The 24,160-nt window shown below is 70.5% G+C and carries 19 protein-coding genes and 1 tRNA gene; 12 read left to right on the top strand and 8 right to left on the bottom strand.

Annotated elements, in window-relative coordinates:
• The first annotated feature begins 59 nt into the window (after positions 1 to 59).
• From AC07FT_RS33825 to AC07FT_RS33795, 7 genes are all read left to right on the top strand, one after another.
• Complete coding sequence (locus tag AC07FT_RS33825; protein WP_479179916.1) at positions 60 to 2,339, top strand: FdhF/YdeP family oxidoreductase; 2,280 nt, start codon at positions 60 to 62, stop codon at positions 2,337 to 2,339.
• A 61-nt stretch (positions 2,340 to 2,400) separates the two neighbouring features.
• Positions 2,401 to 2,916: a PaaI family thioesterase gene (locus tag AC07FT_RS33820; protein WP_479179915.1), complete on the top strand. Its 516-nt coding sequence runs from the start codon at positions 2,401 to 2,403 to the stop codon at positions 2,914 to 2,916.
• A 1,156-nt stretch (positions 2,917 to 4,072) separates the two neighbouring features.
• The gene (locus AC07FT_RS33815; protein WP_471202403.1) at positions 4,073 to 5,302 is read left to right on the top strand and encodes a branched-chain amino acid ABC transporter substrate-binding protein; all 1,230 of its coding nucleotides are present in this window, start codon (positions 4,073 to 4,075) and stop codon (positions 5,300 to 5,302) included.
• A 101-nt stretch (positions 5,303 to 5,403) separates the two neighbouring features.
• Entirely contained in the window at positions 5,404 to 6,336 is a 933-nt protein-coding gene (locus AC07FT_RS33810; RefSeq protein ID WP_471202405.1) for a branched-chain amino acid ABC transporter permease, read from the top strand.
• Between the two features lie 10 nt (positions 6,337 to 6,346).
• Complete coding sequence (locus AC07FT_RS33805; RefSeq protein ID WP_479179914.1) at positions 6,347 to 8,086, top strand: branched-chain amino acid ABC transporter permease; 1,740 nt, start codon at positions 6,347 to 6,349, stop codon at positions 8,084 to 8,086.
• A gap of 5 nt (positions 8,087 to 8,091) precedes the next feature.
• Positions 8,092 to 9,006: an ABC transporter ATP-binding protein gene (locus AC07FT_RS33800; RefSeq protein ID WP_471202460.1), complete on the top strand. Its 915-nt coding sequence runs from the start codon at positions 8,092 to 8,094 to the stop codon at positions 9,004 to 9,006.
• Positions 9,003 to 9,719: an ABC transporter ATP-binding protein gene (locus tag AC07FT_RS33795; RefSeq protein ID WP_479179913.1), complete on the top strand. Its 717-nt coding sequence runs from the start codon at positions 9,003 to 9,005 to the stop codon at positions 9,717 to 9,719. Before AC07FT_RS33800 ends, AC07FT_RS33795 begins: the two co-directional genes overlap by 4 nt.
• A gap of 68 nt (positions 9,720 to 9,787) precedes the next feature.
• On the opposite strand, the gene AC07FT_RS33790 is transcribed toward AC07FT_RS33795, so the two are convergent.
• Entirely contained in the window at positions 9,788 to 10,423 is a 636-nt protein-coding gene (locus AC07FT_RS33790) for an ANTAR domain-containing response regulator (RefSeq protein ID WP_479179911.1), read from the bottom strand.
• A gap of 91 nt (positions 10,424 to 10,514) precedes the next feature.
• Here AC07FT_RS33790 and AC07FT_RS33785 point away from each other — a divergent pair.
• Positions 10,515 to 10,600: transfer RNA gene (locus tag AC07FT_RS33785), tRNA-Leu, on the top strand.
• 95 nt (positions 10,601 to 10,695) lie between these two features.
• Complete coding sequence (locus AC07FT_RS33780) at positions 10,696 to 11,484, top strand: helix-turn-helix domain-containing protein (protein ID WP_479179910.1); 789 nt, start codon at positions 10,696 to 10,698, stop codon at positions 11,482 to 11,484.
• A 30-nt stretch (positions 11,485 to 11,514) separates the two neighbouring features.
• Here AC07FT_RS33780 and pyk read toward each other — a convergent pair whose 3' ends face one another.
• From pyk to AC07FT_RS33765, 3 genes are all read right to left on the bottom strand, one after another.
• Complete coding sequence (gene pyk, locus AC07FT_RS33775) at positions 11,515 to 12,945, bottom strand: pyruvate kinase (RefSeq protein ID WP_432040409.1); 1,431 nt, start codon at positions 12,943 to 12,945, stop codon at positions 11,515 to 11,517.
• 167 nt (positions 12,946 to 13,112) lie between these two features.
• A complete protein-coding gene (locus AC07FT_RS33770; RefSeq protein WP_479179908.1) occupies positions 13,113 to 13,808 on the bottom strand; it encodes an SIMPL domain-containing protein in 696 nt (231 codons plus the stop codon).
• A 45-nt stretch (positions 13,809 to 13,853) separates the two neighbouring features.
• The gene (locus AC07FT_RS33765) at positions 13,854 to 14,312 is read right to left on the bottom strand and encodes an NUDIX hydrolase (RefSeq protein ID WP_479179907.1); all 459 of its coding nucleotides are present in this window, start codon (positions 14,310 to 14,312) and stop codon (positions 13,854 to 13,856) included.
• 145 nt (positions 14,313 to 14,457) lie between these two features.
• On the opposite strand from AC07FT_RS33765, the gene AC07FT_RS33760 reads away from it, so the two are divergent.
• Together AC07FT_RS33760 and AC07FT_RS33755 are read left to right on the top strand one after the other, a co-directional pair.
• Positions 14,458 to 16,269 (top strand): bifunctional metallophosphatase/5'-nucleotidase, encoded by a 1,812-nt coding sequence (locus tag AC07FT_RS33760; RefSeq protein ID WP_479179906.1) that lies wholly within the window; start codon positions 14,458 to 14,460, stop codon positions 16,267 to 16,269.
• Positions 16,270 to 16,280: 11 nt separating this feature from the next.
• Positions 16,281 to 16,691, top strand: coding sequence for a hypothetical protein (locus tag AC07FT_RS33755; RefSeq protein ID WP_479179905.1), 411 nt, complete (start codon positions 16,281 to 16,283; stop codon positions 16,689 to 16,691).
• Here AC07FT_RS33755 and AC07FT_RS33750 read toward each other — a convergent pair.
• From AC07FT_RS33750 to AC07FT_RS33735, 4 genes are all read right to left on the bottom strand, one after another.
• Positions 16,614 to 18,089, bottom strand: coding sequence for a lysine N(6)-hydroxylase/L-ornithine N(5)-oxygenase family protein (locus AC07FT_RS33750; RefSeq protein ID WP_479179904.1), 1,476 nt, complete (start codon positions 18,087 to 18,089; stop codon positions 16,614 to 16,616). The genes AC07FT_RS33755 and AC07FT_RS33750 overlap by 78 nt on opposite strands.
• The gene (locus tag AC07FT_RS33745) at positions 18,086 to 19,519 is read right to left on the bottom strand and encodes a pyridoxal phosphate-dependent decarboxylase family protein (RefSeq protein WP_479179902.1); all 1,434 of its coding nucleotides are present in this window, start codon (positions 19,517 to 19,519) and stop codon (positions 18,086 to 18,088) included. Before AC07FT_RS33745 ends, AC07FT_RS33750 begins: the two co-directional genes overlap by 4 nt.
• A 675-nt stretch (positions 19,520 to 20,194) precedes the next feature.
• Complete coding sequence (gene pepN / locus AC07FT_RS33740; protein ID WP_479179901.1) at positions 20,195 to 22,780, bottom strand: aminopeptidase N; 2,586 nt, start codon at positions 22,778 to 22,780, stop codon at positions 20,195 to 20,197.
• Positions 22,781 to 22,908: 128 nt separating this feature from the next.
• A complete protein-coding gene (locus AC07FT_RS33735; RefSeq protein WP_479179936.1) occupies positions 22,909 to 23,199 on the bottom strand; it encodes a chorismate mutase in 291 nt (96 codons plus the stop codon).
• 444 nt (positions 23,200 to 23,643) lie between these two features.
• Between AC07FT_RS33735 and AC07FT_RS33730 the strand changes: the two genes are divergently transcribed.
• Positions 23,644 to 24,021, top strand: a complete 378-nt coding sequence (locus AC07FT_RS33730; RefSeq protein WP_471202425.1) for a VOC family protein — start codon at positions 23,644 to 23,646, stop codon at positions 24,019 to 24,021.
• The last annotated feature ends 139 nt before the right edge of the window (positions 24,022 to 24,160 follow it).

The following is a 24,160-nucleotide window of genomic DNA, read 5'->3' as shown; positions in this document are numbered from 1 at the left end:
GATCGGGTCCAGCAGATCCCTGCACAGGACACGCACCGCCGAGCTCAAAGGGGAGCGACATGGCAGCCAAGCCGCCCACGGGCGACCCGGTCCAGGACGCGCCGGACGTCACGCCCCCGCCGCGCTCCGCCGTCGGACTGCCCGCCGTCGGCCACTCACTGCGCATCGCCCAGCAGCAGATGGGTGTGCGCCGCACCGCGCTCACCCTCCTGCGGGTCAACCAGAAGGACGGCTTCGACTGTCCGGGTTGCGCCTGGCCGGAGCCCGAGAAGCGGCACAAGGCGGAGTTCTGTGAGAACGGCGCGAAGGCCGTCGCCGAAGAGGCCACGCTGCGCCGGGTCACCCCCGAGTTCTTCGCCGCCCACCCGGTGGCCGACCTCGCCACCCGCAGCGGTTACTGGCTCGGTCAGCAGGGGCGGCTCACCCACCCCATGTACCTGCCCGAGGGCGCCACCTCCTACGAGCCGGTCTCCTGGGACCGCGCCTTCGGCATCATCGCCGAGGAACTGGGCGCCCTGTCCTCCCCCGACGAGGCCGTCTTCTACACCTCGGGCCGCACCAGCAACGAGGCGGCCTTCCTCTACCAGCTCTTCGCCCGCGAGTTCGGCACCAACAACCTGCCGGACTGCTCCAACATGTGCCACGAGTCCTCGGGCTCCGCGCTCACCGAGACCCTGGGCGTCGGCAAGGGCAGTGTGCTGCTGAAGGATCTCCACACGGCCGACCTGATCATCGTGGCCGGGCAGAACCCGGGCACCAACCATCCGCGGATGCTGGCCGCCCTGGAGGAGGCCAAGGCCAACGGCGCGAAGATCATCTCCATCAATCCGCTGCCCGAAGCGGGGCTGGAGCGGTTCAAGAACCCGCAGACCCCGCGCGGCCTCACCACCGGTGTCGCGATCACCGACCTCTTCCTCCAGATCAGGCTCGGCGGCGACCAGGCCCTCTTCCGCCTGCTCAACCGGCTGATACTGGAGACCGAGGGGGCGGTGGACGAGGAGTTCGTCCGCGAGCACACCCACGGCTTCGAGGAGTTCGCCGCCACGGCCCGCGACGCCGACTGGGACGAGACGCTGCGCGCCACCGGGCTGGACCGGGCCGAGATCGACCGCGCGCTGCGCATGGTCCTCGCCTCGAAGCGCACCATCGTCTGCTGGGCGATGGGGCTCACCCAGCACAAGCACTCGGTGCCCACCATCCGGGAAGTGGTCAACTTCCTGCTGCTGCGGGGGAACGTCGGCCGTCCCGGCGCCGGGGTGTGCCCCGTGCGCGGCCACAGCAATGTGCAGGGCGACCGCACCATGGGCATCTTCGAGCGGCCCGCCCCCGCCTTCCTGGACGCCCTGGAGCGCGAGTTCGGCTTCGCGCCGCCGCGGGAGCACGGCTTCGACGTGGTACGCGCGATCCGCGCGCTGCGGGACGGCCAGGCCAAGGTCTTCTTCGCCATGGGCGGCAATTTCGTGGCCGCCTCGCCCGACACCGAGGTCACCGAGGACGCGATGCGCACCGCGCGGCTGACCGTCCACGTCTCCACCAAGCTCAACCGCTCGCACGTGGTCACCGGCGCACGGGCCCTGATACTGCCCACCCTCGGCCGCACCGAGCGGGACCTCCAGGCCGGCGGTCCGCAGTTCGTCACCGTCGAGGACTCCATGGGCATGGTGCACGCCTCGCGCGGGCGGCTGGAGCCCGCGGGGCCCCAGCTGCTCTCCGAGCCCGCGATCGTCGCCCGGCTGGCCCGCCGGGTGCTGGGCCCCGGCAGCCGCACCCCCTGGGAGGAGTTCGGACAGGACTACGCCTCGATCCGGGACCGCATCGCCGCCGTGATCCCCGGGTTCGAGGACTTCAACGCCAGGGTGAGCGACCCCTCCGGCTTCGCCCTGCCGCACGGCCCGCGCGACGACCGCACCTTCCCCACCGCCACCGGCAAGGCCAACTTCACCGCCGCCCCGGTGGAGTACCCGGAGCTGCCCGAGGGCCGGCTGCTGCTCCAGACCCTCCGCTCCCACGATCAGTACAACACCACGATCTACGGACTGGACGACCGCTACCGCGGGATCAGAGGCGGCCGCCGGGTGGTGCTGGTCCACCCCGAGGACGCCCGGGAGCTGGGGCTCGCCGACGGCTCCTACGCCGATCTGATCAGCGAGTGGACCGACGGCAGCGAGCGGCGCGCCGACGGCTTCCGCGTGGTCCACTACCCGACCGCGCGCGGCTGTGCCGCCGCCTACTACCCGGAGACCAACGTCCTGGTGCCGCTGGACGCCACCGCCGACACCAGCAACACCCCGGCCAGCAAGTCGGTGGTGATCCGCCTGGAACGGAGCGCCCCGGCCTAAGCGTTTGCTCAGCCACCTGATAGGAAGATGGCGACGACAAGCAGACGAACGGAGCCGGTCCATGGGCGAGCAGTCCAGCGTGAAGTTGCCGCAAGAGGTCATCGACGAGTACGCCGCGCTCGGTGTCGACCTTCCCGCGCTGTTCTCCGCCGGGCACCTCGGCGAGCGCATGGGCGTGACGATCCGGGAGGCCTCCGCCGAGCGCGTCGTGGGCACCATGCCGGTGGAGGGCAACACCCAGCCGTACGGGCTGCTGCACGGCGGCGCCTCCGCGGTGCTGGCCGAGACCCTCGGCTCGATCGGCTCGATGCTCCACGGCGGCAGCAGCCGGATCGCGGTCGGGGTGGACCTCAACTGCACCCATCACCGCGGGGTCCGCTCCGGTGAGGTCACCGGCGTCGCCACCCCCGTCCACCAGGGCCGCTCCACCGCCACCTACGAGATCGTGATCACCGACGAGCAGGACCGCCGGGTGTGCACCGCCCGGCTGACCTGCCTGCTGCGCGAGGTGGACGGCAGCGGGCGGTCCAAGCTGGTCGACGATATCCAGGAGGCGAAGGAGCGCACCGCCGAGTGACGCCCTGACCGTTGGCGCACGGCCGTCCCTCAGCTCATGACGGCCGTCGCCCCGGCCCGCGCACGGCCATGGCCACCCCTGCCGGCGCGTTCTACCGTTTCTCCATGCGGGCATCGACCCGGGTGCGCACGGTCTGCGCGGCGCAGGAGTTGATCAGACATCACACGGTGCGACGCCGATGAGGGGCATCGGACCGGTCGAACCGGCGCTCCCCGGCGATGAGCCGCGCCCCGCGCCCCCTCCCACCGGGCCCGCCGGACCGCCCGGCCCCATCCCCGCACCACCCCCGAAACCCTCTCCGGCCGCTCCGGTGACCCTGACTCGCCCGGCGCGTACGAACGTTGGACGGCGCTGCCCCGGCGCACACGCCGTACCGCCCTCGCCCTCACCGGTCTTGTGGCCGCGATCGCGACGGGCTGCTATCTCCTGCCGCACCGGACCGCCCCGTCCGCACCCCCGCCACCCCCCTGACCGGCTCAGGTGGTCGAGGTGGGCCATGGGGGCACAACTGCCCCTGGGGACCCGGCAGACGAGGGTGTCTTCGCATTCCGGATACGGGTCTCCGCGGTCCGGAACACCGCTGTGACCGTGGAGAACATCACCCAGCCGGATCCCGCGCCGCCCCTCACCACCAGCCCGCGCACCCCTCTCACGGCGCGGTCCGGGGACACCCGTCAGCTCACCGTGCGCATCGCGGTACGGCGCTGTTCGGGGATTCCGCTCGGGGTCGAACTGCCTCCGCTCGACATCACGCTCCGTAACACCCGCGCCATACAGGACCAGACTTTTCCGCTGGGCGCCGCCTACGCAAACGATCTTCCCGCTGCGCTGCGTGCACACTGCTCCGCACATCGCTCGCGAGTTCCCCACACTCCTTAGCGGAACTGCAACTTCTCAGTATCCGGACCAAATATTTAATCCGGTTTTGACCGATTCGTTCGTTCTGTTCCGCTACACAGACGCCCCCGGGTGACACCCGTCATAACAAGACAGTCACATCATGGCCTGCACCTCTGCCACCCGCGACGCCCCACGCTTAGAGTCACAGCCAGTCACGACCCCGTCGGGTGTACGCCGCACCTGCACGGCTCGACAGGTCCATTCGGCGAGGACACGGCACCTCATGAGACGGGTGCCGGCCAGGAAAGGATTCCTCGTGCGACACCGTTCCTTGCTCATCATGACGACCGCGATCACCGCGGGCGCCCTCACCCTCACTGCCTGCGGGTCGCGCGACGGCAAAGACTCAGGGGACAAGGACAGCAAGACCACCGTGGTCATCGGTGTCGATGCCCCGCTTACCGGTTCGCTGTCCGCCCTCGGCCAGGGCATCAAGAACTCCGTCGACCTCGCGACGAAGATAGCCAACAAGAACAACGAGGTGCCGGGCGTCACGTTCAAGGTCAAGTCCTTCGACGACCAGGCCGTGCCGTCCTCCGGCAAGCAGAACGCCACCTCGATGGTCGACGATGACGAGATCCTCGGCATGGTCGGCCCGCTGAACTCGGGCGTCGCCCAGTCCATGCAGGGCGTCTTCAACAAGGGCGAGCTCGCGCAGGTCTCCCCCGCCAACACCAACCCGGCGCTGAGCCAGGGTGACAACTGGGCCTCCGGCAAGAAGGAGCGCCCGTTCAAGACCTACTTCCGCACCGCGACCACCGACATCATCCAGGGTCGCTTCGCCGCGCAGTACTACTACAAGGACGCCAAGAAGCGGAAGGTCTTCGTCGTCGACGACAAGCAGGCCTACGGCAACGGCCTGGCCAAGATCTTCGCGGCCGAGTTCAAGCGGCTGGGCGGCAAGGTCGTCGGCACCGACCACCTGACCGTCAAGGAGACCGACTTCTCCGGTATCGCCAGCAAGGTCAAGTCCACCAACGCGGACTCGGTCTACTTCGGTGGCCAGTACCCCGAGGGCGGCCTCCTCTCCGACCAGGTCAAGCAGGCCGGAGCGGACGTCCCGGTCATGGGCGGCGACGGCATCTACGACCCCGCCTTCATCAAGGCGTCGGGCACCAGCAACGACGGTGACCTCGCGACCTCCGTGGGCTACCCGGTCGAGCAGCTGGACTCCGCCAAGACGTTCATGAAGAACTACCAGGCCCAGGGCTACAAGGACCCCTTCGCGGCCTACGGCGGCTACTCCTACGACGCCGCCTGGTCGATCATCCAGGCCGTCAAGCAGGTCGCCCAGGACAACGACGGCGAGCTCCCCGACGACGCCCGCGCCAAGGTCACCGAGGCGCTCGGCAAGGTCTCGTTCGACGGTGTCACCGGCAAGGTCTCCTTCGACCAGTACGGCGACACCACCAACAAGCAGCTCACCGTCTACGAGGTCAAGAAGGGCGCCTGGAAGTCCGTGAAGAGCGCCACCTTCAAGGACTGACCCGGCTTCTGCCCCGCACTTCACCCAACGAACCGCGCGAGGGCGCACACCAGCGCCCTCGCGCGGCGTCATAATCCGACACGCTCATCGGAGGCCCTGCGGTGCACGAACTGCCGCAAACGCTGGTCAACGGCCTGACCCTCGGTGCTCTCTACGGCTTGATCGCCATCGGGTACACCATGGTCTACGGCATCGTCCAGCTCATCAACTTCGCCCACGGCGAGATCTTCATGATCGGGGGCTTCGGCGCCCTCACCATCTACATCTGGCTGCCCAGCGGCACCGCGCTCTCGCTGGCCCTGCCGCTGATGCTCATCGGCGGAGTGGTCGCGTCGGTCGCCATCGCCACGGCGGCCGAACGCTTCGCCTACCGACCCCTGCGTGGCGGACCACGACTCGCACCACTCATCACCGCGATCGGCCTGTCCATCGCGTTGCAGCAGGCCGTCTGGGCCTTCTACCCGGACGCCAAGAAGCCCCGCAGCTTCCCGCAGTTCGAGGGCAAGTCCTTTGAGATCCTGAGCAATCTGCACATCCAGCGGGGCGACGCCTTCCTGCTGATAGCCGCCCCGATGTGCATGCTCGCCCTGGGCCTGTTCGTGTCCAAGAGCCGGTCCGGCCGCGCCATGCAGGCCACCGCCCAGGACCCGGACACCGCCAAGCTGATGGGCATCAACACCGACCGCATCATCGTGATGGCCTTCGCCATCGGCGGTGCGTTCGCCGCCGTCGCGGCCCTCTCCCACGGGCTCAAGTACGGCCAGATCAACTTCGAGATGGGCTTCATCGCCGGTCTCAAGGCGTTCACCGCCGCCGTCCTCGGCGGCATCGGCAACATCTACGGCGCCATGCTCGGCGGCGTCGTCCTCGGTATCGCCGAAGCCCTGGCCATCAAGTACATCCAGGACATCCCCGGGATGGACCAGCTCGGTGGCGGTGCCTGGAAGGACGTCTGGGCGTTCACCCTGCTCATCCTCGTCCTGCTGGTCAGGCCACAGGGTCTGCTCGGCGAACGCGTAGCGGACCGGGCGTGAGGGAGTGACCATGAGCACCGACACCAAGAACACCGCCCCGAACACCGGCGCCGCCCCCCGCACCACCCTGCTGCGCGCGCTCACCGCCGCCGGCGGACTCGCCGGGGTCCTCTCCACCTTCCTCGCCTGGACCTGGACGGACGAGTTCCCCGGGGACCTCACCGTCTACGGCTATCCCGGCGGGCTCCAGCTCCTCACCCTCGTGCTGGCGCTGGCCACCACCCTCTTCGCGCTCTCCGCCCTGGACATCCGGGGGCTGCGCTGGCTCACCCCGGCCGGTTCCACCGCGGCCCTGCGCGCGGCGGCCCTGGGCACCTTCGCCATCACCTGGTTCACGGTCATCGCCATCGCCGTCGACCTCGACGGCCTGGTCAACCTGGAGCCCGGTGGCTATGTCGCCGCCGTGGCCACCGCGGCCCCGGTCGCCACCGCCTTCCTGCTGCCGGATGACACCCGGCCGATCTGCCGCCCCAAGGAGCTCCCCTCCTGGGCCGAGATCCTGATCATCGCGGGTGCCTTCGCCGTCGGTCTCTACGTCCTCAACTACGGCATCCAGACCGACGCCGACCACCCCGAGCCGTTCCTGGGCTACCTGATCGCGGTGATCTTCGGTGCCATCACCCTGACCAAGTCGGGGCTGATCACCCGGATCAGCGCGCTCACCACCACCCACCGCTCCACCACCCTGATCGCGGCACTGGTCACCGCCGTCGCCTTCCCCTTCTTCCAGGAGAAGGCCAGCTTCACCGAACTCGGCGTCAACATCGCCATCTTCGCGACCGTCGCCCTCGGCCTGAACATCGTCGTCGGCCTGTCCGGACTCCTCGACCTCGGTTACGTCGCCTTCCTCGGTGTCGGCGCCTACACCGCGGCCCTGGTCTCCGGAGCCACCGCCTCCACCATCGACATCCACTTCCCGTTCTGGGCCGCGATGATCACCGGAGCCGTGGTCTCACTGATCTTCGGTGTCGTCATCGGCGCCCCGACCCTGCGGCTGCGCGGCGACTACCTCGCCATCGTCACCCTGGGCTTCGGAGAGATCTTCCGTATCGCCGTGCTCAACCTCGACGGCACCTCCGGCCCCTCGGTCACCAACGGTCCCAACGGCATCCCCAATATCCCGCCGCTGGAGATCTTCGGCTTCAACTTCGCCGACGACCACACCTTCGCGGGGCTCACCCTCGACTCCAACGGCAACTACTACCTGCTGATGCTGCTCGTCACGATCCTCGTGGTGCTCGTCTTCAGCCGGGCGGGCAACTCCCGGATCGGGCGTGCCTGGGTGGCCATCCGCGAGGACGAGACCGCCGCCACCGCGATGGGCATCAACGGCTTCCGGGTCAAGCTCATCGCCTTCGCCCTCGGCGCCACCCTCGCCGGGGTCGCGGGCACCGTCTGGGCCCACTTCCAGACCACCGTCGTCCCCGAGCAGTACGTGTTCGCCGGTCCCGTACCACCGAACTCCACCTTCCTGCTCGCCGCCGTCATCCTCGGCGGTATGGGCACCATCGGCGGTCCGCTGCTGGGCGCCACGCTGCTCTTCCTGATCCCCAAGAAGCTGGAATTCCTCCAGGACTACCAGCTCCTCGCCTTCGGCATCGCGCTGATCCTGCTGATGCGCTTCCGCCCCGAAGGAATCATCCCCAACCGGCGGCAGCAGCTCGAGTACCACGAGACCGGCCAGCTCGACGTGCCCGACGGCACCGGGCTCCAGAACAGCGCCGTCGGCGTCACCAAGGCGGAGGCGTGACCGACATGACGACCACCACCACGACCGCTCCCGTGCTCACCGCCACCGGCGTCACCATGCGCTTCGGCGGACTCACGGCCGTACGCTCCGTCGATTTCGCCGTGCACCCGGGCGAGATCGTCGGCCTCATCGGCCCCAACGGCGCGGGCAAGACCACCTTCTTCAACTGCCTCACCGGGCTGTACGTGCCCACCGAGGGCACCGTGTCCTACAAGGGGACCGTGCTGCCGCCCAAGCCGCACCTGGTCACCCAGGCCGGTGTCGCCCGCACCTTCCAGAACATCCGGCTCTTCGCCAATATGACGGTGCTGGAGAACGTCCTCGTCGGCCGCCACACCCGCACCAAGGAGGGCCTGTGGTCCGCCCTGCTGCGCGGCCCCGGCTTCAAGCGGGCCGAGGCCGCGTCCAGGGAACGGGCCATGGAACTCCTGGAGTTCACCGGCCTCGCCGACAAGGCCGACCACCTCTCCCGCAACCTCCCCTACGGTGAGCAGCGCAAGCTGGAGATCGCCCGGGCCCTCGCCAGCGACCCCGGGCTGCTCCTCCTCGACGAGCCCACCGCGGGAATGAACCCGCAGGAGACCCGGGTCACCGAGGAACTGGTCTTCGCCATCCGGGACCGGGGCACCGCCGTGCTCGTCATCGAGCACGACATGCGCTTCATCTTCAACCTGTGCGACCGGGTCGCCGTACTCGTCCAGGGCCAGAAGCTGGTCGAGGGCACCTCGGAGGTCGTCCAGAGCGATGAACGCGTGGTCGCCGCCTACCTCGGTACGCCCTTCGAGGGCGACCCGGGCGAGGAGGAGGCCGCCGAGGTCGAGGCCGCGGAGGCCGGAGCCGGTGGGGCGGGCCCGACGAAGAAGTCGGCCGCCACCGGCGACGCGGAGAGCACCACAGCACGTACGGAGGACGAACAGTGACCGCACTGCTCGAGGTCGAGGACCTGCGGGTCGCCTACGGCAAGATCGAAGCCGTCAAGGGCATCTCGTTCAGCGTCGAGGCAGGCCAGGTCGTCACCTTGATCGGCACCAACGGCGCCGGTAAGACGACCACCCTGCGCACCCTGTCCGGCCTCCTGGAACCCCTCGGCGGCTCCATCCGCTTCGACGGCAAGCCGCTCAAGGGCATCCCCGCCCACAAGATCGTCGCGCTGGGCCTGGCCCACTCGCCCGAGGGACGGCATATCTTCCCCCGGCTGACGATCGCCGAGAACCTCCAGCTCGGAGCGTTTCTCCGGAAGGACGCGGATGGGATCGCCGCCGATATCCAGAAGGCGTACGACCTCTTCCCCATCCTCGGCGAACGCCGCGCCCAGGCGGCGGGCACCCTCTCCGGCGGTGAGCAGCAGATGCTCGCCATGGGCCGGGCGCTGATGTCCCGCCCCAAGCTGCTGATGCTCGACGAGCCCTCGATGGGGCTCTCGCCGATCATGATGCAGAAGATCATGCAGACGATCGCCGAGCTGAAGTCGCAGGGCACCACCATCCTGCTGGTGGAGCAGAACGCCCAGGCGGCGCTGTCGCTGGCCGACCAGGGCCATGTGATGGAGATCGGCAAGATCGTGCTGTCGGGCTCCGGGGAGTCGCTGCTGCACGACGAGTCGGTGCGGAAGGCGTACCTCGGCGAGGACTGAGCACGCAGGAAGAAGGGAGAGGCCCGCACCGTGCGCACGGTGCGGGCCTCTCCCTTGTGTCCCGGCGGTTACTGCTCCTTGGCCTTCTTCTCTTCCGCGTCCTGGATGACGGCCTCGGCCACCTGCTGCATCGACAGCCGGCGGTCCATCGAGGTCTTCTGGATCCAGCGGAACGCGGCGGGCTCGGTCAGCCCGTACTGGGTCTGGAGGACGCTCTTGGCCCGGTCCACCAGCTTGCGGGTCTCCAGCCGCTGGGAGAGGTCGGCGACCTCCTGCTCCAGCGTCTTCAGCTCGGTGAAGCGGGAGACGGCCATCTCGATGGCGGGCACCACATCGCTCTTGCTGAACGGCTTCACCAGATAGGCCATCGCCCCGGCGTCCCGCGCCCGCTCCACCAGCTCGCGCTGCGAGAAGGCGGTGAGCATCAGCACGGGCGCGATCCGCTCCCCCGCGATCCGCTCGGCGGCGGAGATCCCGTCCAGCACGGGCATCTTCACATCGAGGATGACGAGGTCGGGCCGGTGCTCCAGAGCGAGCGCGACGGCCCTCTCACCATCGCCCGCCTCGCCGACGACGGAGTACCCCTCCTCCTCGAGCATCTCCTTGAGGTCGAGACGGATCAGCGCCTCGTCCTCGGCGATGACGACGCGGGTGGTGTGCGGGGGGACGTGCGACTGCTCGTCGACGGGCTCGGTGGCGCTCACGGGGCTCCTCGTTCATGGCAGGTGCTGCACCCCCGAGCCTACCCAGCAGCGCGGGTGCAGCCGCACAGGGTACGCTTATCGAGCGCAACCGGCCCGGTTGGTGGAATAGGCTAGACACGCGGCGCTCAAACCGCCGTGCCCTTTTCGGGCGTGTGGGTTCGAGTCCCACACCGGGTACCTCGTTTTCAATGGTCTCCAAGCGGACCTTCACGTTCTCGTGAAATCACCGTCCTTCCGCCCTACGTGTCGCCTTCTTGGCGCAGGGTTATCACATGCACACGCATGGCACTGATGTGCGCCAGAAGGCAATCAAGCTGCTCCGCTCCGGAGTCAAGAACGCGGACGTCTCTCGAATGCTCGGCGTACCCGTAGGGACCGTGGGCCACTGGCTCCATCTCGATCGCGCGAAACACGGCACCCTGCCGGGGAAGTCTCGTCGGCCATGTCCACGCTGCGACGGACGTGAACTCGACGGAAGCGCCTATGCATACGTACTCGGCCTCTATCTGGGCGACGGGCACATCATCCAGTACTCCCAGCATCGAGTACCCAGCCTCATGATCGCGTGTAGCGAGTCATGGCCAGGTCTCATCGAAGAGTGCAAAGCGGCGATGCGCACCGTCTTCCCCGACAACTCGGTCTGCCAGGCACGCAGGCCAGGCTGCCGCAACGTGAAGATCTACTCCAAGCATCTGTGGTGCATGTTTCCCCAACACGGGGCGGGCAAGAAGCATGAACGCCCCATCCATTTGGAGCCGTGGCAGCAGCAGATCGTTGACAGGTACCCCTGGAATTTCATCCGCGGGCTCTTCCACTCGGACGGCTGCCGGATCACCAACTGGACCACCCGCATCGTTGCGGGCGAGCGCAAGCGCTATGAATATCCCCGGTACTTCTTCACCAACAAGTCCGACGACATCCGCACGTTATGTTCCGACACCCTCACCAAGGTCGGCGTGGAGTGGACGACGTTGGCGCGTGGCAGCGACCCGTTCAATATCTCCGTCGCCCGCCGCGCCTCCGTCGCCCTCATGGACGCCCATGTCGGGCCGAAGTACTGAGCCCAGCGCTCCGACCGCGGAGGCGCGGGACTAGCGCAGATCGTCCGCTCCGATGTAGTGGGCGCGGACCAGGTTGGTGGAGCCGGAGACACCGGGCGGGGAACCGGCGGTGATGATGACGAGGTCGCCCTTCTTGCACCGGCCGAGGCGCAGCAGTTCCTCGTCGACCTGGGCCACCATCGAGTCCGTGGAGTCCACCCGCGGACCGAGGAAGGTCTCGACGCCCCAGGTGAGATTGAGCTGGGAGCGGGTGTTGGGCTCGGGGGTGAAGGCGAGGAGGGGGATCGGGGAGCGGTAGCGGGAGAGGCGGCGGACGGTGTCGCCGGACTGGGTGAAGGCGACCAGGTACGCGGCGTCGAGGAAGTCGCCCATCTCGGCCGCCGCGCGGGCCACCGCGCCGCCCTGGGTGCGGGGCTTGTTGCGTTCGGTGAGCGGCGGGAGTCCCTTGGCGAGGATGTCCTCCTCGGCCGCGGCGACGATCCGGCCCATGGTCTTGACCGTGGCGATGGGGTACTTCCCGACGCTGGTCTCACCGGAGAGCATCACCGCGTCGGTGCCGTCGATCACCGCGTTGGCCACGTCGGACGCCTCGGCGCGGGTGGGACGGGAGTTGTCGATCATCGAGTCCAGCATCTGGGTCGCGACGATCACCGGCTTGGCGTTCCGCTTGGCCAGCTTGATCGCGCGCTTCTGGACGATCGGCACCTGCTCCAGCGGCATTTCGACGCCGAGGTCACCACGGGCGACCATGATGCCGTCGAAGGCATCGACGATCCCCTCCAGGTTCTCGACCGCCTGGGGCTTCTCGATCTTGGCGATGACCGGGAGGCGGCAGTCCTCCTCCTGCATCACCCGGTGGACGTCGATGATGTCCTTCTCGTTGCGGACGAAGGACAGGGCGATGATGTCGGCGCCGGTGCGCAGCGCCCAGCGCAGGTCGTCGATGTCCTTCTGGGAGAGGGCCGGGACGGAGACGGCGACCCCGGGGAGGTTGAGCCCCTTGTGGTCGGAGACCATGCCGCCCTCGATGACGATGGTGTGCACACGGGGGCCGTCGACATCCACGACCTCCAGTGTGACGCGGCCGTCGTCGACGAGGATCCGCTCGCCCCTGGTGACGTCGGTGGCAAGTCCGTCGTAGGTGGTGCCGCAGCGGTGCTGGTCGCCCTCGATCGGTTCGACGGTGATGGTGAACTCATCGCCGCGTTCAAGCAGTACGGGACCTTCACGGAATCGGCCGAGGCGAATCTTCGGGCCTTGAAGGTCGGCGAGGATGCCGACACTGCGGCCGGTTTCCAGCGAGGCCTTCCGCACTCGCCGGTAACGCTCCTCGTGCTCGGCATAGGTGCCGTGGCTGAGGTTGAAGCGGGCCACGTCCATTCCGGCCTCGACGAGTGCCTTGATCTGCTCGTACGAGTCGGTGGCGGGTCCCAGGGTACAGACGATTTTCGCTCGGCGCATGACTCGAGCCTATGACTTACCCGTGGGTAAAGGACCGGGAAGTCCATAGTCCTCGATGGCAATTGCATGGCAGGTTATTGACAACTAATGAAACGTGCACGGCCATGCTCCGATGAGCGGACTTCCGGGGGGTTCCCAGGGCTTCCCAGGGGTTCCGGAGGTGTTTTTCAGAGTTCCGGCCGGGTCATGGTGAAGCGCGCGTTCACCTGTGCGTACACGGTCTGGCGCACCGGTTCCAGATCCAGCGCGGGGGCGTGCTCGGCGCCGCCGTAGCCGGAGCGTGATCGCGGGGCGGCCACCGCCGCCGGGGCCATCGCCCCGTTCTCCGCCTCGAGGTCGGCCAGCTCGACCAGGGCGACGAGTGAGGCACCCAGTGCCCCGGCGTACTCGCGGGCACGGCGTACCGCCTGGCGCACCGCCTCCTGGCGGGCCTCGCGGTGGGCGGGTGAGTCGGGGCGCAGTGCCCACCGGGGTCCGTTCACGGTGGTGAGTTCGGTGTCGCCGAGCCGGGTGGTGAGTTCGCCGAGCACGGTGAAGTCGGTGACCGTCACGGTGAGGTGGACCCGGCCGTGGTAGGCGCGGACGCGTTCATGGCGCCCCTTGGCGGTGAGTTCGGGGGTGAGGGTGAAGGCACCGGTCTCCTGGGTCTCGATGGCGTCGCCGTAGGACGTCACCAGGTCCAGGACGTCCTTGTTGCGGCGGGTGAGGCTCTCCAGGGCGGTCCGCCGGTCGGTGCCGCGGGCGGTGACGGTGATCTGGAGGCCGGCGAGCTCGGGGTCGACCTCGAGCCGTGCCTCGCCGCGGACAGCCAGCCGCGGGGTGTCGGGGGTGCCGTACGGGAGGGGGGCCGCGGGCTGGTCCATGGGGCTGCTCCTCACGGGAAGGGGGGACAGGAAGACGCGGGCGGGTCAGCGCGTGGGGGCGACGGGCCGTCCGTGCGGCGGGCGTTCGGCGTACAGGGCCAGGGCGATGTCCACCAGCGGTACCCGGTCCAGTCCGGGCACCTCGTCCACGGGGATCCACGCCGCCCGGTCGGTCGAGCCACCGGTCTCGTGGCGCAGTTCCCCGCCGGTCACCCGGGCCGCGTAGAGGATGCGCACCCCGTGGAAGTGGCGGTCGCGGCGGAGCCGCCGGGAGGTGCGTTCGCGGACGGTGTCGATGCCGAGCAGCCGCTCGATCTCCACCGTGTGGCCGGTCTCCTCGGCGACCTCGCGGTGGACGGCGTCACAGGGGTCCTCGGCGTGGTGGAGTCCGCCGCCGGGCATGGTCCACCGCTTGCCGTCGGGGCCGAGCCATCGGGCGAGCAGGACCTTGCCGTCGTCCACGCAGACGGCGTACGCGGCGACGCGCAGATGTCGGTTGGCCATTCCCCCAGGATGCCGGAAGCCATCGGAAGCAACCCGATCGCAACCTGTCAAGGCTGTTGCCGGACGGTCTGGTTGGGCCAGAATCTACGCGCGTTGTGCCCGTTCCGGACACGAAGCGCACCAATAGCACAGGGGAGAAGAGACCATGCCGCTCAACCGCAGAACGTTCCTGGGCCGCTCGGCCGCGACGAGCGCCGGGGTGGCGCTGGCCGGCGGCGCGGCCGCCGCTCCGGCCGAGGCGGACGACCGGGAGGACGGGAAGGGCGGCGGACACCCCAAGCGGTACGCCTTCACCGTCATGGGCACCACCGATCTGCACGGCAACGTCTTCAACTGGGACTACTTCACCGACGCCGAGTTCGACGACGCCGCCCACAACGACGTCGGCCTGGCGAAGATCTCCACGCTGGTGGAGCAGGTCCGGAAGGCCAAGGGCCGCCGCAACACCCTGCTGATCGACGCGGGTGACACCATCCAGGGCACCCAGCTGTCGTACTACTACGCCAAGGTGGACCCGATCACCGGCGCGAACGGCCCGGTGCACCCGATGGCGCAGGCCATGAACGCCATCGGCTACGACGCGGCGGCCCTGGGCAACCATGAGTTCAACTACGGCATCCCGGTGCTGCGGAAGTTCGAGGAGCAGTGCGACTTCCCGCTGCTGGGCGCCAACGCGCTGGACGCGAAGACGCTGCGGCCCGCGTTCCCGCCGTACTGGATGACCCGGCTGCGCACCCCCTGCGGGCGTCAGGTGAAGGTGGCGGTGCTGGGGCTGACCAACCCGGGCATCGCCATCTGGGACAAGGCCAATGTGCAGGGGAAGATGACCTTCCCGGGGCTGGAGGAGCAGGCGGCGAAGTGGGTGCCGAAGCTGCGGTCGATGGGCGCGGACGTCGTGATCGTCTCGGCGCATTCGGGCACCAGCGGCACATCCAGCTACGGCGACCAGGTGCCCTACGTGGAGAACGCGGCGGCGCTGGTGGCCGAGCAGGTGCCGGGCATCGACGCGATCCTGGTCGGCCACGCCCATGTGGAGGTCCCCGAGTCCCGGGTGGTCAACAAGGAGACCGGCCGAGAGGTCGTGCTCTCCGAGCCGCTCAAGTGGGGTCAGCGGCTGACGCTGTTCGACGTCGAGCTGGAGTGGGCCCGGGGCCGCTGGCGGGTGGAGTCGGTGTCCGCGAAGGTGCTGAACTCGGCCACGGCCGGGGAGGACCCGCGGATCGTGGCGCTGCTCGGCGATGAGCACAGGAAGGTCGTGGGCTATGTGAACCAGGTGATCGGCGACTGCACGGCGGCGATGGCGGCCACCGAGGCGCCGTACAAGGACGCCCCGATCATCGACTTCATCAACCATGTGCAGACGGAGACGGTGAAGAAGGCACTGGCGGGGACCGAGCACGCCGCGCTGCCGGTGCTCTCGCAGGCGTCCTGCTTCTCCCGGACGGCGAAGGTTCCGGCGGGCAAGGTCACCATCCGGCAGGTGGCGGGGCTGTACCCGTTCGAGAACACCCTGGAGGCACGGGTGCTGACGGGCGCCCAGCTGAAGGAGTACCTGGAGTTCTCGGCGCGCTACTACGTACGGACGGCCGCCGACGGTGATGTGGACCCGGCCAAGCTGACCAACGCCGACAACACCCCGGACTACAACTACGACGCGGTCAGCGGGGTCGCCTACGAGATCGACATCGCCAAGGCGCCGGGCTCCCGGATCGCGAAGCTGACCTTCGACGGCAAGCCGGTGGCCGACGACGCCCGGTTCGTCCTGGCGGTGAACAACTACCGCGCCAGCGGCGGCGGCAACTTCCCGCACGTGGCCAAGGCCAAGCAGGTGTGGGCCGATTCCGACGAGATCCGCAACACCATCATCGGCTGGGTGAAGGCCCAGGGGACGATCGATGTGGCGCGGTTCGCCTCGGTGGACTGGAAACTCACGCGCGACGGCACCCCGGTGTTCTGAATGATGGCCGGATGACCGATGACCTCGCCGCCGCCCTCGCCCCGGTCCTCCGCGATCTGCGGGCCACCTGTGCCGTCCAGCCCGTCGTCCGGGAAGGACGCGGGGAGGGGGACGGCGGCGAGGACATGGTCTGGCTGTACGAGGCCGACGGCAGCGGTATCGGCATCCTGTTGTGGCCGGGCCACAGCGCGGCCGAGCGGCTGGCGCACCTCGCCGAGCGGGCGAGTGACTGGGCGGTGGAGGCGCTGTGCGCCGCGCTCAGGCCCGCCGTCTGGCCGGAGTGCCCCGAGCACCCCGACTCCCATCCGCTGGAGGCCGGGGTGCGCGGTGGCGTGGTGTGGTGGTCATGTCCGCGTACGCGTCAGCCGGTCGCGCTGGTCGGGGAGCTGGGCAAGACCCGCCCGGGTGGAGCGGGAGCCTGACGGCTGGAGCCCGAAGGTGGTGAAGGCGGTGCGGGACGGCAGCGGATAGGCCGGTTCCGGCGCCATCGAGTTGAGGATGACGGCGGAGCGCCAGGCCGCGAGTCCCAGATCGGGGGTGCCCACGCCGTGGCTGTGGCGCTCTGCGTTCTGGACGTAGACCGAGCCCGTGATCGCCGGGTCCAGGACCAGCCGGTGCTGGGCGTCGATACGGGGGCGTTCGGAGGAGTCCCGGCGGATGTAGGGATCGAGGGCGGCGAGCAGGGTGTCCACCCGGCGCTCGCGGTAGCCGGTGGCCAGGACGACGGCCTCGGTGGTGTGCCGGGCCCGGGTGCCCTGCTGGGCGTGTTCCAGGTGGAGTTCGAGGCGGGCGGCAGCGATCCGGCCCGCGGTGCGGACGGTGACGCCGGGGGTGAGCACGGCACCGGGCCAGCCGCCGGTGAGCTGGGCGCGGCGGTAGAGCTCCTGGTGGATGGCGTCGATGGTCTCGTGCGCGATGCCCTTGTAGAGCTGCCACTGGCGGGGCAGGAGCTGGTCCCGTACGGGTTCGGGGAGCCCGTGGAAGTAGCGGGTGTAGTCGGGGCTGAACTGCTCGAGCCCCAGCTTGCTGTATTCCATGGGAGTGAACGCGGGAGTGCGGGCCAGCCAGTGGAGCCCCTCGGCGCCCAGCGGGCGGTGGCGCAGCAGGTCGAGGAAGACCTCGGCACCGGACTGGCCTGAGCCGATGACGGTCACCTGCCCGGTGGCCAGCAGCCGTTCGCGGTGCTCGAGGTAGTCGGCGGCGTGCAGCACCGGCACGTTGGGGGCCTCGGCGAGCGGGCGCAGCGGTTCGGGGACATAGGGCTCGGTGCCCACCCCGAGGACGAGATGGCGGGCGTGGGTGCGGCCGAGGGCCTCGGCCTCGCCGTCGGCGCCGATACGGGTGAAGTCGATCTCGAAGAGGTCGTGGCTGTGGTCCCAGCGCACGGCGTCGATCTGGTGGCCGAAGTGGAGACCGGGGAGACGCTCGCTGACCCAGCGGCAGTAGGCGTCGTACTCGGACCGTTCGATGTGGAAGCGCTCGGCGATGTAGAAGGGGAACAGCCGGTCCTGGGCCTTGAGGTAGCTCAGGAAGCTCCAGGGACTCGCGGGGTCGGCGAGGGTGACCAGGTCGGCGAGGAAGGGCACCTGGATGGTGGCGCCGTCGATGAGCAGACCGGGGTGCCACTGGAAGGCGGGCCGCTGGTCGTAGAAGGCGGTGCGCAGCCCGGGGACGCGGTGGGCGAGGGCGGCGAGGGAGAGGTTGAACGGGCCGATGCCGACACCGGCCAGGTCCAGGGGTGTGTCGAGGGGGGAGGCGGCTCCGGGCCGCGGACCGGGGAGGGAGGCGGGGGTCCCGGTGGGGGGTTGTGCGGTGCTCATGGGGTGCTGTCGCCTTCCACGAGTGCGAGCAGCCCGCGCAGATCGGCGGGCTGGGTGTGCGGATTGAGGACGGTGGCCTTGAGCCACAGTCCGTCGGCGGTGGTGGCGCGGCCCAGGACGGCGCGTCCTTCGGTGAGGAGGCGGCGGCGCAGGGCGGCCACGGTGGCGGGTCCTGCTCCGGTGGGGCGGAAGAGGACGGTGCTGATGGTGGGGCGCGCGTGGAGTTCAAGGCGGGGGTGGGCCTCGATGAGGTCCGCGAGCTGGTGTGCGGCGGCGCATACGTGGTCGACGAGGTCGCCGAGGCCGCGGCGGCCGAGGGCGCGCAGGGTGACCGCGACCTTGAGGACGTCGGGGCGGCGGGTGGTGCGCAGGGAGCGGCCGAGGAGGTCCGGGATACCGGATTCGGTGTCGTCGTCGGCGTTGAGGTAGTCGGCCCGGTGGTCCAGCGGGGCGAGCGCGGGGGCGTCGGGCACGGTGAGGAGTCCGGCGGCGACCGGCTGCCAGCCGAGTTTATGGAGGTCGAGGGTGACGGAACGGGCGCGGTCGAGCCCGGTCAGACGGTGCCGGTGGGTGTCGCTGAACAGCAGCGGTCCGCCGTAGGAGGCATCGATATGGAGGGCCGCGCCATGGCGTTCGCATACGTCGGCGAGGGCCGGGAGGGGGTCGATGGCGCCGCTGTCGGTGGTGCCCGCGGTGGCGACGACCAGGACCGGACCGGAAGCCGTGCGCCCGGGCTGCGGGGCGAGGGCGTCGGCCAGCCGGGCCGGGTCGAGGACGCCCGCGGGGGTGGGGAGGGTGAGCGGGGCGGGCAGGCCGAGCAGCCAGGCGCCGCGGTGGACGCTGTGATGGGCATTGGCACCGCAGATGATCCGCGGGCCGGTGGACGGCCCGGCCGGGACCGCGGTGCGGGCGGCCTCGCGGGCGAGCAGCAGGGCGAGTTGGTTGGCCTCCGTCCCGCCGGTGGTGACGAGGGCGTCGGGCGCGGGGCCGCGGGGGTGGACCAGCGCGGCCAGGGCACGACAGGTGAGCGCTTCCAGTTCGGAGGCGGCGGGGGCCTGGTCCCAGGAGTCGAGGGAGGGATTGAGCGCGGAGACCGCGAGGTCGGCGGCGGCCGCGACGGCCAGTGGCGGGCAGTGCAGATGGGCGGCGCAGCGGGGGTCGGCCGGATCGGCGGCGCCCGCGGCGAGGGCGCGCACCAGGGTGCGCAGGGCGAGCGGCGCGCCCTCGCCGACGTCCGGGATGAGCGGCTCGGCGACGGCCCGCACACGGCGCGCGACCGCGTCGGGTCCGCCGGAGGGCAGCGGCCCGGAACGGTCGGCGGCACCGCGGGCCAGCGCGTCCAGGACGGTGTCGACCATGGGCCGGAGCGCGTCCGGACCGCGGCCGCCGCCCGCGAGCAGACGGGCGGTCCCGGTGGCGGGCACAGGCATGGGTGTGCCCCTCGTCTCGAAGTAGGGGAGGCGAAAGCTGCCTCAACGTACTTCGCGCGCAAGCGGTTCGGCCGGTGGGCCCATGAAGTCCACCCGTACGTGGTACGCCACCGCGCGGCCCCTTGCCGCGCGGGGCGCGGCGGCGTCGCCCTGGTACGAGCGCGGGTCCGTTCCTCCACGGTGGTGGACCGACCTGAACGGGCCCGGGCCCCGGCACGGCCATCGCGCGGCGGGCGCCCTGCGCCCCGCTCCCCCCGCCCCCGCCGAACGCGCGGCGCAAAGGGCCCGGTCCCCCACGGCGCCGAGAACCCGGAGCGGGCCACGGCATCGGCGAGCCGCTCCCGGTCCGGCCGTCCGCAGCGCGGGGAACCCGGAGCAGGTGACGGCGAGTGCGGGACCACGCGCCGTGGGGCGGGCGCGCCGGGTGCCCTGCGCACCGCTCCCGCCGAACGCGCGGCGCGCGCGGCCACGCGCGCCGCAGAAGGGGCCCGGTCGCCCACGGCGCTGGGAAACCCGAAGCGGGCCACGGCAACGGCGATCACGGGACCCAGCCGCGCGGCAAGCGCGCCACTCCCCCGCCCCCGCCGAACGCGCGGTGCAGGTCGTCGAGCAGGCGCCGTGGAGCGGGCGCACCAGCTGCCCTACGCATCACTCCCGCCAAACGCGCGGCGCGCGCTACGCGTCGCTCCCCCGGTCCCACCGGGTCCGCTGGACGCGCAGCGCGCGGCGGAGGTCGTCGAGTTGGTCGGCGAGGCGGCGGTGCAGGGCGGGCAGCAGGTCGTCGCGGCGCAGGCACTCCTCGCCCAGTTCCAGGGTCCGATCGTCGACCGTGCTGGGGAAACCGGAGCGGGCGACGGCGTCGGCGATGGCCGGGCCGCGCCGGGCGGCCACCTCGGCGGCTGCCGGGAAGTAGCGCGGGAGGTAGTCGGCGAGCAGTGCGTGGTGCTCGGGCTGCCAGAAGCCGGTGGCGGTGGCGGTCACCAGGTAGTTCGAGCCTTCGTCGGCGGTGCCGAACAGGGCCTCCCAGGCGGCTCGTTTGGCCTCCGGGTCGGGCAGCGCGGCGCGGCAGCGGGCGGCGCCCTCCTGGCCGGTGGCGCTGGAGTCGCGGGCGAGCTCGGCGTCGATCTCGGCGGGGCCGATGGCGCCGAGGACAGCGAGCCGTCCGAGGATCTGCCAGCGCAGTTCGGGGTCGAGGGCGGGGCCGCCGGGGACCGTGTCGCCGTCGAGCCAGTCGCTGAGCCCGGCCGGGGCGGTGGCACTGTCGATGTAGGTGCGGACGGCGGCGAGCCGCAGCCCGGGGCCGGAGTTGTCCTCGGTGCGTCGCAGCAGGTCGCGGCAGGTGTCACCGATCGTGGTCAGGGCGGCGGGGCGCAGGTCGGCGGGGAGGTAGCGGTCGGCGATCTGGGTGCGGGCGAAGGACAGCACGCCCTGGACGATCGCTATGTCGGTCTCGCGCGGGAGGTGGGCGCGGACGGCGTCGAGGTAGTCGGTGGGCGGCAGTTCGCCGTCGCGGACCATGTCGCGGGCGGCGTTCCAGAGGACCGCGCGGCTGACGGCGTCGGGGAGGCCGGACAGCGAGCGGACGACGGTCTTCCAGGAGCCGGGGTCGAGCCGGACCTTGGCGTAGCTGAGGTCGCCGTCGTTGAGCAGCAGCAGATCGGGGCGGGGGCCGCTGAAGGAGAGGGTGAGGGTGGGTTCGGCGCCGCTGAGCTCGGCTTCGACGCGCCGGCGCAGCACCAGCTGGTGCGCGGCGGCCGGTTCGTGGTCGTACAGCCCGATGGCGATGCGGTGCGGCCGGGGGGTGGCGGCGGAGCCGTCGGCTCCGGCCCCGTCGGCTCCGGCGTCGTGGCGGATCTCGGCGGTCCAGCGGTCGCCCTGGGCGGTGACGACGGGGGTGAGGGTGTCGACGCCGGTGGTGCGCAGCCAGCGGTCGGCCCAGGCGTGGACGTCGCGGTCGGAGCCGTGGGCGAGGGAGTCGAGGAAGTCGGCGAGGGTGGCGTTGCCGAAGCGGTGGCGGGCGAAGTGCCGGTTGATGCCCGCGAGGAAGTCCTTCTCACCGAGCCAGGTGACGAGCTGGCGGAGGGCGGAGGCGCCCTTGGCGTAGGAGATGCCGTCGAAGTTGAGGCGGGCGGCGGCGGTGTCGGGCACCTGCTCGGGTGTGGGGGCCACGGGGTGGGTGGAGGGGCGCTGGTCGGCGTCGTAGCCCCAGTTCTTGCGGCGGACGCCGAAGTCGGCCCAGGTGTCGGTGTAGCGGGTGGTCTCGGTGAGGACCTGGTAACCCATGTACTCGGCGAAGGACTCATTGAGCCAGATGTCGTCCCACCAGGTCATGGTGACGAGGTCGCCGAACCACATATGGGCCATCTCATGTGCGATGACCATGGCACGGGTCTGCCGCTCGGCGTCGGTGACGGCGGAACGGTAGATGAACTCGTCGCGGAAGGTGACCAGACCGGGGTTCTCCATGGCGCCGGAGTTGAACTCGGGGACGAACGCCTGGTCGTAGGAGTCGAAGGGGTACGGCTCCTCGAAGATCTCGTGGTAGCGGTCGAAACAGCGCCGGGTGATGTCGAAGAGCTCCTCGGCGTCGTCCTCGAGATGGGGCGCCAGGGAGCGGCGGACGTGCAGTCCGAAGGTCAGTCCGGCGTGTTCGGTGCGCACCGAGTGGTACGGCCCGGCGGCCAGGGCGACCAGGTAGGTGCTGATGGGCGGGGTGGTGGCGAGCTCCCAGCGGCCGTCGGCCGGGTCGCCGACGCGGGTGGCGGTACCGTTGCCGAGGACGGTCCACTCGGGCGGGGCGGTGACGCGGACGTCGAAGACGGCCTTGAGGTCGGGCTGGTCGAAGGCGGCGAAGACGGCGTCGGCGTCCGCCATGCAGCACATGGTGTAGAGGTAGGTCTCACCGTCGGCGGGGTCGGTGAAGCGGTGCATGCCCTCGCCGGTGTGGGAGTAGCGCATGTCCGTCTCGACGCGCAGCTCGTGCTCGCCCGCGGCGAGGCCGGTGAGCGGGAGCCGTCCGTCGGCGAGCGAGGCGGCGACGGCGGTGAGGTCGAGCTGCTGTCCGTCGAGGACGGCGCGGTGCAGCACCGCCGGGTTGAGTTCGACGAAGGTGTCCGCACCCGCCTCCCGGGCGGTGAAGCGCAGGGTGGTGGTCGAGCCGAAGAGTTCGTCACCACGGGTGAGGTCGAGGTCGATCGTGTAGCGGTGCACCTCGATGAGGCGGGCTCGGGTCTGCGCTTCCTCGCGCGTCAGTACGGACATGGGGACATGCTGCCCTACCTCCCGTGGGCGGCACACGGGTGGGAAGCGGTTGCGGGGTGCGGACGGGGGCGGAGCGCGCCACCGGAGTGCGCCCCTCCGGGGCGGCGCCGCGGTCCGGGCGCCGGGGCTCAGGAACGGGCGATGGTCTCGTGGTGCCGGATGACCTCGGCGATGATGAAGTTGAGCAGCTTCTCGGCGAAGGCCGGGTCGAGTTTGGCACTCTCCGCGAGCTGGCGCAGCCGGGCGATCTGACGGGCCTCGCGGCCGGGGTCGGCCGGGGGGAGCCGGTGCTCGGCCTTGAGGTGGCCCACCTGCTGGGTGCACTTGAAGCGCTCGGCGAGCATATGGACCACGGCCGCGTCGATGTTGTCGATGCTGTCGCGCAGCCGGGCCAGCTCGGCGAGGACGGTGTCGTCGATGTCCCGGGCGGCGCCGGGGGTGTGTTCGGTGGGGGTTCCGGTTCCGCCGGAGGCGCGGTCCGTACCGGGGGCGCCGCCGTGATCGGGCCGGTCGGCGCGGGGTGTCTCGCTGTGCATCATGGCCCCCGACCCTATGTCAGGCTCGCGGGGCCGCCCCGACCCCGATGGGGGGTTCGGAAGGGGGCGGGGCGGTCCGCGTCGGAGGGGCCGCCCCCGGCGCGGCTCCTCCACCGTGAAAGAGCGATCCGCCTGGAAGGAGGTTCCACTTCTTGGCGGATTTTCGCGCTCCGACCCCGGACTTTTCCCTCCGTGCCAGGGATTTTTCGTGCCGTGACCATGATTTGTCCCCACCGATCGGGTCATATCCGTCTCCGGCGAGGCACGGCGGGCTCGTGCGGCACCATCGCCCCCCCCGGGGGGCCGGTCGGCGCCTAGGGTCTGCTCATGATCGCGACTCTGCAGTGCACCGTCATCGACTGCCCCGACCCCGCCGCACTGGCCGCCTTCTACGGCCGGATCCTCGGCTGGCGGCTGGACGACAGCGACCCCGGGTGGGCGACGCTCACCGCCGCGGACGGCCGGCGGCTCGCCTTCCAGTCGGCCCCCGACCACCAGCCGCCGCGCTGGCCGGACCCGGCCCATCCGCAACAGTTCCACCTGGACTTCGACGTGCCCACCCTGGCGGACGCGGAGCGGGCGCAGCGGGAGGTGATCGAGCTGGGGGCGACCTTCCTGCGCGACAGCGGGGGTGAGCGGTCGGGGTTCCGGGTCTTCAGCGATCCGGCCGGGCACCCGTTCTGCATCTGCTACGGCCAGAGCTGACACCGCGGGCCGGCGCCGGTATCGCGGAGCGCACCGGGCGCGGGCGGCACGGAACCGGGGGGGGGGGGGGGGGGGGGGGGGCAGGGGGGGGGGGGGGGGGGGGGGGGGGGGAGAGAACGGCTTCCATCACCCTTTTGTT

Source organism: Streptomyces sp. NPDC045899 (assembly GCF_056431485.1).
This window is presented reverse-complemented; position numbering and strand designations above follow the sequence as displayed.